Source organism: Mesorhizobium sp. M7A.F.Ca.CA.002.15.2.1 (assembly GCF_003998715.1).
Classification (GTDB): domain Bacteria; phylum Pseudomonadota; class Alphaproteobacteria; order Rhizobiales; family Rhizobiaceae; genus Mesorhizobium; species Mesorhizobium ciceri.
Map to the genome: position 1 here is coordinate 1 of NZ_RZPI01000147.1, position 9,606 is coordinate 9,606.

At 64.7% G+C, this 9,606-nt stretch carries 9 protein-coding genes; 4 read left to right on the top strand and 5 right to left on the bottom strand.

Going from position 1 to position 9,606, the window contains the following annotated elements; translation table 11 throughout:
- Window positions 1-94: 94 nt before the first annotated feature.
- Window positions 95-1,480 (bottom strand): PLP-dependent aminotransferase family protein, encoded by a 1,386-nt coding sequence (locus tag ENZ74_RS11220; RefSeq protein WP_013530325.1) that lies wholly within the window; start codon window positions 1,478-1,480, stop codon window positions 95-97.
- Between the two features lie 82 nt (window positions 1,481-1,562).
- Here ENZ74_RS11220 and ENZ74_RS11225 point away from each other — a divergent pair, with 82 nt between their 5' ends.
- From ENZ74_RS11225 to ENZ74_RS11240, 4 genes are all read left to right on the top strand, one after another.
- A complete protein-coding gene (locus ENZ74_RS11225; RefSeq protein ID WP_013530324.1) occupies window positions 1,563-2,054 on the top strand; it encodes an Lrp/AsnC family transcriptional regulator in 492 nt (163 codons plus the stop codon).
- A 130-nt stretch (window positions 2,055-2,184) separates the two neighbouring features.
- A complete protein-coding gene (locus ENZ74_RS11230; RefSeq protein ID WP_063170118.1) occupies window positions 2,185-3,678 on the top strand; it encodes an NAD-dependent succinate-semialdehyde dehydrogenase in 1,494 nt (497 codons plus the stop codon).
- A gap of 32 nt (window positions 3,679-3,710) precedes the next feature.
- A complete protein-coding gene (locus tag ENZ74_RS11235; protein ID WP_063170117.1) occupies window positions 3,711-5,090 on the top strand; it encodes an aspartate aminotransferase family protein in 1,380 nt (459 codons plus the stop codon).
- A gap of 8 nt (window positions 5,091-5,098) precedes the next feature.
- Window positions 5,099-6,202 carry an alcohol dehydrogenase family protein gene (locus ENZ74_RS11240; protein ID WP_063170116.1) on the top strand — a complete coding sequence of 368 codons (1,104 nt, stop codon included), beginning with the start codon at window positions 5,099-5,101 and terminating at the stop codon, window positions 6,200-6,202.
- 12 nt (window positions 6,203-6,214) lie between these two features.
- On the opposite strand, the gene ENZ74_RS11245 is transcribed toward ENZ74_RS11240, so the two are convergent.
- The 4 genes from ENZ74_RS11245 to ENZ74_RS11260 are packed head-to-tail and all read right to left on the bottom strand — an operon-like array spanning window position 6,215 to window position 9,516.
- Window positions 6,215-7,261, bottom strand: a complete 1,047-nt coding sequence (locus ENZ74_RS11245; RefSeq protein ID WP_063170115.1) for an ornithine cyclodeaminase — start codon at window positions 7,259-7,261, stop codon at window positions 6,215-6,217.
- A 29-nt stretch (window positions 7,262-7,290) separates the two neighbouring features.
- Complete coding sequence (locus ENZ74_RS11250; protein WP_063170114.1) at window positions 7,291-7,920, bottom strand: FMN-binding negative transcriptional regulator; 630 nt, start codon at window positions 7,918-7,920, stop codon at window positions 7,291-7,293.
- Between the two features lie 4 nt (window positions 7,921-7,924).
- Window positions 7,925-8,806, bottom strand: coding sequence for a branched-chain amino acid ABC transporter permease (locus tag ENZ74_RS11255; RefSeq protein ID WP_027035600.1), 882 nt, complete (start codon window positions 8,804-8,806; stop codon window positions 7,925-7,927).
- Window positions 8,807-8,811: 5 nt separating this feature from the next.
- Window positions 8,812-9,516: an ABC transporter ATP-binding protein gene (locus tag ENZ74_RS11260; protein ID WP_063170113.1), complete on the bottom strand. Its 705-nt coding sequence runs from the start codon at window positions 9,514-9,516 to the stop codon at window positions 8,812-8,814.
- Window positions 9,517-9,606: the final 90 nt, after the last annotated feature.

A 9,606-nucleotide genomic window follows, 5' to 3' on the forward strand; every position in this document is an offset into this window, starting at 1 on the left:
CCTTAACGATGCGGAACGCGCCAAATCATGTCAATTGGGAAAATAATATCATGACAATTATTCTGATTCCCCACAATTTCCGGGCAAACCGGACCTAGATTGCGAGCAGCAGATGCTCCGGATCGCCAAGCAGCAGCTTGGTGACAACGCCGAGGCCGGCGCGCAGTTCCCCCTCGGTGGTCGAACCCAGCGAGATACGCACCGCCGGGTGCCAGGGCGCACCCGAAATACGGAAGGATGTTCCGGGCGCGATAGCCACGCCTTGCAGGCGGGCCTGGGCGACAAAGCTTTCCTCGGCACGGTCCGCGGGCAGTTGAAGCCAGACATGCAGCCCGTCTCGCCGGGCGCGATAGTCGACCCCCGCCAGCACCTGCGCTGCAATATCCTGCCGGCGCCGCAAAGCCGCGCGCTGCCAGTGGACAAGCTCCATCGCCGTGCCGTCGGTCACCCATTTGGTGGCGATCTCGGCCACCAGCGGCGTCGCCATCCAGTTCGAAACCAGATGCCGGTTGGCGACGGCGGCGACGTAGCGGTCGGGTGCGGCCAGATAGCCGATGCGCAGGCCGGGCACGGTGATCTTGGTGAAGGAGGTGACGTAGAGCGTGCGCTCCGGCGCGAACGCGGCAACCGGCGGCGGCCGGTCTTCGACCAGCGGACCCAGCACATCGTTCTCGATGATGGCGATATCGTGCTTGCGCGCGACCGCGGCGATCTCTTCTCGCCGCCGCGCATCCATCAGCGTCGCCGTCGGATTGATGACCGAGGGCTGCACGAAGACCGCGCGGATGTCGGAAAGCCGGCAGGCCTCGTCCAGCGCTTCCGGAATCAGGCCGTTGTCGTCGATCGGCAGGCCTTCCAGGTTGAAGCCGAGATAGCGTGCCAACGGCACCAGCGTATGGTGGCCGATCGCCTCCGTGGCGACCGTAGAGCCCGGCGGCGCGACGCTCATCAGCGCCACTGTCATGCCGGCGGTGGCGCCGTTGGTCAGGCTGACGTTCTGCGGCGATGCATCGAGGCCGCACAGTCTCAACCATTCGACGGCGACGGCGCGGTGGCGGGGAAACACCATGTTGGGCCGGAACGAAAGTGCTGAACTCGACGGCAGGTTCTCAGCCAGCCATCCCAGTGCCTGCTTCAGCCGCTCAAGATGCATCGGCTCGCAGACCGGTTTCAGGATCGAAAGGTCGATGACTTCACCGAGCCGCTCCGGCAGATAGGGCGGCTCGGGCTCGCGGCGCTGCGTCTGGACGAAGCTGCCGCGGCCGATCTCGCCCGAAATCAGGCCGCGCCGGATCAGTTCCTCATAGGCGCGGCTGACCGTCTGCACCGAAAGCTTGAGGTCGTCGGCCAGCCTGCGATGGGTCGGCAACCGCGCGCCATTGGCAAGGCGTCCGTCATGGATGGCGCGCGCGAACTGGTCGGCCAGCGACTGATAGGCCGGCCGCCGGATAAGCGCGGGATCGGGTTGCCACAATGTCATGACTTATTAGAGATCGAAATCAGTGCAATTGACAATCGAAATAATGCGCCGTCATGGTACTCGGACGAAAAAGTGAGCCCTGATGACATCAGCGAAACTCGACCCGATCGACCTGAAAATCCTCGACGCCATCCAGCGCGACGGACGCATCACCAAGCTGGCGCTGGCCGAGCAGGTCGGCCTGTCTCCGACGCCGTGCTGGATGCGGTTGCGCAAGCTGGAAAAGGCCGGCATCGTCTCGGGCTATCACGCCAGGATCGCCATGCGCGTCGTGGCACCCGTTGCCACCGTGCTGATGGAGGTGACGCTGGCAAACCACCGCCAGGCCGATTTCGACCGCTTCGAGCGCGTTATACGCGATGTTCCCGAGATCGTCGCCTGCTGGTCTGTCGGCGGCGGCGTCGACTATCTGTTGAAAGTAATGGCGCGCGACATCGACGCCTATCAGCGGCTGGTCGATGGCTTGCTGGACCGCGAGATCGGCATCGATCGTTACTTCACCTACATCGTCATCAAGACCGTGAAGGACGAGGTGGCGCTGCCCATCGCAGAGCTTTTGCCGGCGTCGTCATAGGAGCGGAGAGATTCTCTCGCCGGGCAACCCGATAGAGAGAGTCTCTCTACGTCAGGACTTCCAAACAGCCTCTCTATCTGCATCGGGCGGATAGTCTTCCCTTATCAGTCCGAACCGGGAGGCTTTGACCATGTCCGCGCATTTCGCCCGCTCGCATCGCCATGAAGCGCTCGACGGCCTCGCCGACCGCCGGCTGCTGCGCGAACTGGCCTATGTCGATGGCCACTGGACCGCAAGCGAGGCTGCCGAAAGCTTCGAGGTCACCGATCCGGCCACCGGCACGACCGTCGCTTTCGTCGCCGCGCTCGATGGCCGGCAGACGACAAAGGCGATCGATGCCGCGGCGCGCGCCTTCCCGGCCTGGCGGGCGCTGTTGCCGCAGGAGCGCTCGAAAATTTTACGAAAATGGTTCGAGCTGATCGTCGGCGCCAAGGATGATCTGGCTCTGCTGATGACGCTTGAACAGGGCAAGCCTCTGCAGGAATCGCTGGGCGAGATCGACTACGCCGCCTCCTTCGTCGAATGGTATGCCGAAGAAGCAAAACGCCCGAACGCCGAGAGCGTCACCAGCCATCTGCCGAACGCCGAGATGATGGTGCGGCGCGAGCCGCTCGGCGTCGTCGGCGTTGTCACGCCGTGGAATTTTCCGTCGGCCATGCTGACCCGTAAGGCGGCCGCCGCCCTTGCCGCCGGCTGCACCATCGTCGCGCATCCGTCCTCGGAAACGCCGCTGTCGGCGCTGGCGCTGGCCGAACTCGGCGAACGCGCCGGCCTGCCCGTGGGCGTCTTCAACATCGTCACCGGCAAGGCTTCGACGATCGTCGGCCGGATGTGCGAAGATCCGCGCGTGCGTGCCATGAGCTTCACCGGCTCGACCGAGATCGGCCGGCTGATCGCCGCCCAGAGCGCGCCGACCATGAAGCGGCTGGTGATGGAGCTTGGCGGTCATGCCCCGCTGATCGTCTTTGCCGATGCAGATCTGGACAAAGCGGTTGATATCGCCATCGACGCCAAATTCGCCACGTCGGGCCAGGACTGCCTCGCCGCCAACCGCATCTACGTCCAGCGTCCGATCTACGATCGGTTCTGCGCCGCCTTCGCCAAGCGCATCGAGACGCTGCGGACCGGCAATGGCCTAGCCGAGAAGATCGACATCGGGCCGCTGATGCATGAGCGCGCCATCAAGAAGGTGGAGGAACAGGTCGCCGATGCCATCGCTCACGGCGCGCGCTGCCTCACCGGGGGCAAACGGCACCAGGCCGGCCCGCTGTTCTACCAGCCGACGCTGCTGGCCGATGTCAGTGACGAAGCGCTGATCATGCGCGAGGAGACGTTTGGCCCGGTTGCCGCCGTGACGCCGTTCGACAGCGAGGATGACGTGATTGCCCGCGCCAACGCCACCGAGTATGGCCTCGTCGCCTATGTCGTGACCGAGAATGGTGGCCGGCAGCAGCGCATGGGCCGCGCGCTCGACTACGGCATGGTCGCCATCAACCGCGTCAAGATCACCGGCGCGCCGATCCCGTTCGGCGGCGTCAAGCAATCGGGCATCGGGCGCGAAGGCTCGCGCCACGGGCTCGAAGCCTTCACCGATCTGAAGTATCTCTGTCTGGACGTCGCCTAGGTTCGTCCTGCCATCCCTCAAGGAGTTAAAAAATGCTCGACCAGTCCAACGAACTCGCCGCCTGGGATCGCGACCACTTCTTCCATCCCTCGACCCATATGGGCACGCACGCGCGGGGCGAAAGCCCGACACGCATCATGGCCGGCGGTGAAGGCGTCACCGTGTGGGACAACAATGGCAGGAAGAGCCTCGATGCCTTCGCCGGGCTCTATTGCGTCAATGTCGGCTACGGCCGCCAGAAGATCGCTGACGCCATCGCCGCCCAGGCGAAGAACCTCGCCTATTACCACGCCTATGTCGGCCACGGTACCGAGGCCTCGATCACGCTGGCCAAGATGATCATCGATCGCGCGCCGCAGGGCATGTCGCGGGTCTATTTCGGCCTCTCCGGTTCGGATGCCAACGAAACCAACATCAAGCTGATCTGGTACTACAACAACGTGCTCGGCCGGCCGGAGAAGAAGAAGATCATTTCGCGCTGGCGCGGCTATCACGGCTCGGGCGTGATGACGGGATCGCTGACCGGGCTCGACCTGTTCCACAACGCCTTCGACCTGCCGCGCGCGCCGATCCTGCACACCGAGGCACCCTACTACTTCCGCCGCGCCGACCGTTCGATGAGCGAGGAGCAGTTTTCGCAGCATTGTGCCGACAAGCTCGAGGAGATGATCCTGGCCGAAGGCCCGGAAACCGTCGCTGCCTTCATCGGCGAGCCGATCCTCGGCACTGGCGGCATCGTGCCGCCGCCGGCCGGCTATTGGGAAAAGATCCAGGCGGTGTTGAAGAAGTACGACGTGCTTCTGGTCGCCGACGAAGTGGTGACGGGCTTCGGCCGACTGGGCACCATGTTCGGCTCCGACCATTACGGCATCAAGCCGGACCTGATCACCATCGCCAAGGGCCTGACCTCGGCCTATGCGCCGCTGTCGGGCGTCATCGTCGCCGACAAGATGTGGCAGGTGCTGGTTGAGGGCTCCGACAAGCTCGGTTCGCTCGGCCATGGCTGGACCTATTCGGCACATCCGATCTGCGTTGCCGCCGGCGTCGCCAATCTCGAGCTGATCGACGAGATGGATCTTGTGACAAATGCCAAGGAGACCGGCGCCTATTTCCGCGCCGAGCTGGCCAAGGCGGTCGGCGGCCACAAGAATGTCGGTGACGTCCGCGGCGACGGCATGCTGGCAGCGGTGGAATTCGTTGCCGACAAGGACGACCGGGTGTTCTTCGACGCTTCGCAGAAGATCGGACCGCAGGTGGCGACAGCGCTTGCCGCAAGCGGCGTCATCGGCCGCGCCATGCCGCAGGGCGACATTCTTGGCTTCGCGCCGCCGCTCTGCCTGACCCGCGAGGAAGCCGACATCGTCGTGTCGAAGACCGCCGATGCGGTCAAGAGCGTGTTTGCCAATCTCTGAGATCGACTATGAATGCCATGACCAGAACCCTCCCCGCCACCATGGCCGCCGTGCTGCTTGTCGGGCACGGCGGGCCGGAAAAACTCGTCTACCGCAGCGATGTGAAAGTGCCCGCGCCTGCGCCAGGTGAAGTGCTGGTCAAGGTCAGCGCTTGCGGCATGAACAACACCGATGTCTGGGTGCGCCAGGGCGCCTATGGCACGGAGGAGGACGCTGCCGCCGTGTCGACATGGCGGCGCCAGGGCAACACGCTTGTTTTCCCGCGCATCCAGGGCACCGACACCGTCGGTACCATCGCCGCCGTCGGCGAAGGCGTGTCGCCGGAGCGTATCGGCGAACGGGTGATGGTCGATTTCTCCATCTACAATCGCGACGACGATTCGCTCGCCGACATCGACTATATGGGCCATGGCCGCGACGGCGGCTACGCCGAATACCAGGCCGTGCCGGCCGAGAATACGCATGTCGTCGATACCGACATGAGCGACGTCGAACTCGCCACCTTCTGCTGCGCTTACCTGACCGGCGAACAGATGCTGGAGCGCGCCGGCTTGAAGGCCGGCGAGCGCGTGCTGGTCACCGGCGCCTCGGGCGGCGTCGGTTCCGGCATCGTGCAACTGGCACGGGCGCGCGGCGCCATTCCCTATGCCGTCGTCGGCAAGGGCAAGGAACAGGCGGTGCTGGACATCGGCGCCGAGGCGGTCATCACCCGTGGCGTCGCAGACCTGCCGCAAGCCGTGATTGAAGCGACCGGCGGCCAACCGATCGACGTGGTGGCCGACCTGGTCGGCGGCGCGATCTTCAACGACCTCTTGCGTATTCTCAGGCCCGAAGGCCGCTACACGACCGCCGGCGCGATTGCCGGTCCGGTCGTGCAACTCGATCTCAGGACCATGTATCTCAAGCAGTTGCAGTTGCATGGTTCGAGCCAGGGCACGCGCGCGGATTTCCGTCGCATCGTTGGTTACATCGAGGCGAAGAAAATCCGGCCGCTGGTCGGTGGCGTCTACAAGCTCTCCGATTTCCACCATGCGCAGGCGGATTTCATTGCCAAGGATTTCGTCGGCAAGCTGGTGGTGGTGCCGGATGCCATGTGGGGTTCGGCTGGCTGAACACTCTATGCCTCAACCCTGCTGGGCCGCCCTCAACAGCATGCCGAACAGGTCGCGCGGTTCGTCGGGGTCGGCCAGCATGTCGAGTTCCTGGTAGAGGCCGGTCGACTTCAGCTGATCCCTGACATAGCGCAGCGCCGAAAAATCCTCGATGGCGAAGCCGACCGAATCGAACAGCGTGATCTGGCCGGAATCGCGCCGGCCTTGCACGGCGCCTGACATCACCTGCCACAACTCGATCACCTCATGATCCGGCGCAAGCTGCTGGATCTCGCCCTCGATGCGGGTCTGCGGCGGGTATTCGACGAAGATGTCTGAGCGCAGCAGGATATCGCGATGCAATTCGGTCTTGCCGGGACAGTCGCCGCCGACCGCGTTGATGTGCACGCCGGAGCCGACCATGTTGTCTGTGAGGATGGTGGCGTACTGCTTGTCGGCGGTGACGGTGGTGATGATGTCAGCCCCCTCGACCGCCTCCTGCGCGGTGCCGCAGGCGACCATGTCGAAGCCGAGACCGGCGAGATTACGGATGCATTTTTCGGTGGCCGAGCGGTCGATATCGTAAAGCCTCAGCCTGTCGACGCCGAGCAGCGCCTTGAAGGCCACCGCCTGGAATTCGGCCTGGGCGCCGTTGCCGATCAGCGCCATGCAGCTGGAGCCGGCCGGCGCCAGGTACTTGGCGGCCAGAGCCGACATCGCCGCCGTGCGCAGCGCCGTCAGGATGGTCATTTCGGACAGCAATACCGGGTAGCCATTGTGGACGTCGGCGAGCATGCCGAAGGCGGTCACGGTCTGGCGTCCCTCGCGCATGTTCTTGGGATGGCCGTTGACATATTTGAAGCCGTAGACTTCGCCGTCGCTGGTCGGCATCAGTTCGATGATACCCTCGGCGCTGTGCGAGGCGACGCGCGGCGTCTTGTCGAACAGCTCCCAGCGGCGGAAATCATTCTCGATGTAGCCGGCGAGTTCGACGAGGAAGCGTTCGACGCCGATCTTCAGCACCAGCTTCATCATATGATCGACGCTGACGAAGGGCACGATGTTGAGATTGGGGATCATTTTTTCTTATCCTTGCCGCATGCAGGCGCTCAGTCCTGGCGATGCGCGTTGTGTGCCTTCATCATTGTTGCCAGCGCCGGATCGTTTTGCTCCAGCACCCTGATGGCTCCGCCTGTGTCGTAGAGGCGCTCATCCTGGCCCATCTTGAACTTGGCTTCGAGCCGCCCGATCGGCAGGTCAAACCCTATGATACCAGGTATGCGCCGCTCCATGCCGCCTGGTCCGAGCTCACGCATGCCCCAGCGATCGTCGCGATCCTTCTCCAGCACGTCGACAAGCTGCAGGAGATGCCGGGCGGTGCCGTGATCGTCGAGCGGCACCGGATGCCCATGACAATGCACGACGGCAAAGTTCCAGGTCGGCGCGCTGTCGCGCACCGGATTGCGCGGATACCAGGACGGCGAGATGTAGCCATGCGGGCTGTGGAAGACAGTGATCGTCTCCCTGCCTTCGCTGATCAAGGTGCTGTGCGGATTGGCCCGGGCGAGATGCGAGATCAGCGTTCCGTTTTCACCCCGCGCGCGATCGAGCACGAAGGGAAGATGAGAGACGACAAGGCCCTGCGGTCCCGCTGTCACCACCGTGGCAAAGGCCGCGGCCTCGATCAGGCCGAACACCTCGTCGCGCGACAGTGGCGCGAACTCGGGCTTGGTATACATCAGGTCAGCTTCGCTGGGCGCGAACCGCCGGGATCAGGCCTTGCGGGCGAACCAGCAGCACGGCGATGACGCCCGACAGCACGATGGCGTCGCGATAGGGCGCGATCGCTCCCGGCAATGTCGCTTGCAGCAGCACCTCGATGATGCCGAGCAGGAAGCCGCCGGCGACAGCACCGGGCAAGCTGCCGAGCCCGCCGACGACGGCGGCGATAAACGCCTTCAGCACCGGCGTGAAACCCATCAGCGGGTCGACCGAGGCACGCTGCGCCACCCACAGCATGGCCGCCAGCCCGGCGAGCAGGCCGGAGAGCAGGAAGGCGGTGGCGATGATGCGGCTGGCCGGAATGCCCATCAGGCGCACGACGTCGAAATCCTCCGCTGCGGCACGCATCGCCGTCCCGGTCACCGAGCGGCGCAGGAAGACTTCCAGCGCAATCAGCGCCAGTGCGGAGACGACGATGGAGATGCTGGGACCGACGCCGATGGTGAAATCGCCGAAGGAGAAAGCGCCGGTCATCCAGCCAGGCATGGCGACAGCCTGCGGCCGCGCCGAAATGCCGTTCTGGAAGACGACCTTCAGCAGGCTGGAGACAGCGAAGCTGGTCAGCAACAGACTGGTGACGCTGGCGCCGCGCATCGGCCTGAACGCGATGCGCTCCATGGCGACAGCGGCGAGCGCGCCGCAGGACACGGCGACAAGCACCGCCACCGGGAACGGAAAGCCAAGCACCAGCGAGGCCAGCAGCGCATAGCCCGACAGCGTCATCAGTTCGCCATGGGCGAAGTTGATCAGGCCGACGATGGAAAAGACGATCGCCAGCCCGAGCGCCAGCAGCGCATAGACGCCGCCGAGGCTCACCGCATTGATGATCTGCTGCGCGATCATGCTTCTTAAGCTCCTAGATAGGCCTGGCGGACGAGGTCCGAAGAGGCGAGTTCTTTTGCCCTGCCCGACAGCACCACTTCGCCATTGGCGAGCACGACGGCGCGGTCGGCGATTTCGAGCGCCAGCGCCACATTCTGTTCGACCAGAAGGATGGTCAGGCCCTTGCGGCGCAGTTCGGCGATCAGGTCGAAGACGGTGTCGATCAGTTGCGGGGCAAGGCCGAGCGAGGGCTCGTCGAGCAGGATCATGCGCGGCTTGCCCATCAGCGCGCGGGCGATGGCCAGCATCTGCTGTTCGCCGCCCGACAGATTGCCGCCCTTGACGCGGTGGTAGCGGCGCAGGATCGGGAACAGCTCCAGCATCTCCTCTTCGCGCAGCCGCGCCTCGGCCGCCGGCTGATGCACCGCGCCGCCGAGACGCAGATTGTCGGCCACCGTCAGGCTGGCGAAGATGCGGCGGCCTTCCGGAACCAGCGCGACGCCCTTGCGGGCGATCGCCTCCGGCGCCAGGCCGGTGATGTCGACACCGTCGAAGACCACCTTGCCCGATGCCGCCGGCACCAGCCCGGCGACGGCGCCGAGCGTCGAGCTCTTGCCGGCACCGTTGGCGCCGACCAGGGCGATGATCTCGCCGCTGTCGACGGCGAGGTCGACGCGGCGCACCGCCTCGACCTCGCCGTACCGGATTTTCAGGGCTTCGACGCTCAGCATGACATCACGGCGCCGGAACGTCGGCGGCTTCGGGGATCAGGGTCTCGACATGCTTGCCTTCGCCGCCCTCGTAGCGCATCAGCGCCACTG